Origin of the sequence: Streptococcus mitis (assembly GCF_003942795.1) — a bacterium.
In the GTDB taxonomy this organism is placed as follows: domain Bacteria; phylum Bacillota; class Bacilli; order Lactobacillales; family Streptococcaceae; genus Streptococcus; species Streptococcus mitis_BJ.
In genome coordinates this window covers 1-673 of the sequence record NZ_RJNY01000059.1, presented here as the reverse complement: position 1 = coordinate 673, position 673 = coordinate 1, and the positions used below count along the sequence as shown (strand labels likewise).

6 tRNA genes are annotated in these 673 nt (G+C 52.2%); all 6 read left to right on the top strand.

Features of this window, described 5'->3' with window-relative positions:
* The first annotated feature begins 85 nt into the window (after positions 1 to 85).
* Positions 86 to 159: transfer RNA gene (locus tag D8847_RS10570), tRNA-Arg, on the top strand.
* Positions 160 to 174: 15 nt separating this feature from the next.
* Positions 175 to 248: transfer RNA gene (locus tag D8847_RS10565), tRNA-Pro, on the top strand.
* Positions 249 to 253: 5 nt separating this feature from the next.
* A tRNA-Met gene (locus D8847_RS10560) sits at positions 254 to 327 on the top strand.
* A 13-nt stretch (positions 328 to 340) separates the two neighbouring features.
* Positions 341 to 414, top strand: a tRNA-Ile gene (locus D8847_RS10555).
* A gap of 11 nt (positions 415 to 425) precedes the next feature.
* Positions 426 to 515 (top strand) — tRNA-Ser (locus D8847_RS10550).
* A gap of 11 nt (positions 516 to 526) precedes the next feature.
* Positions 527 to 600, top strand: a tRNA-Met gene (locus D8847_RS10545).
* Positions 601 to 673: the final 73 nt, after the last annotated feature.

Here is a 673-nt window from a genome sequence, read left to right as displayed (position 1 = left end):
GAACTGGCAGACGCACAGGACTTAAAATCCTGCGATTGGTAACGATCGTACCGGTTCGATTCCGGTCCTCGGCATATAATGATGAGCACCCTTAGCTCAACTGGATAGAGTACCTGACTACGAATCAGGCGGTTAGAGGTTCGACTCCTCTAGGGTGCATTTTTTTATTTAACGCGGGAAGTAGCTCAGCTTGGTAGAGTACTTGGTTTGGGACCAAGGTGTCGCAGGTTCGAATCCTGTCTTCCCGATTCATGGCGGTGTAGCTCAGCTGGCTAGAGCGTCCGGTTCATACCCGGGAGGTCGGGGGTTCGATCCCCTTCGCCGCTATAATGATCTTGTTGGACCTTTAGCTCAGCTGGTTAGAGCTCTCGGCTCATAACCGAGTGGTCGTAGGTTCAAGTCCTACAAGGTCCATTGTAAATAATGGAGGATTACCCAAGTCCGGCTGAAGGGAACGGTCTTGAAAACCGTCAGGCGTGTAAAAGCGTGCGTGGGTTCGAATCCCACATCCTCCTTTTTATATTAACGCGGGATGGAGCAGCTCGGTAGCTCGTCGGGCTCATAACCCGAAGGTCGTAGGTTCAAATCCTGCTCCCGCAATTTGGCTCGGTAGCTCAGTTGGTAGAGCAATGGATTGAAGCTCCATGTGTCGGCGGTTCGATTCCGTCTCGCG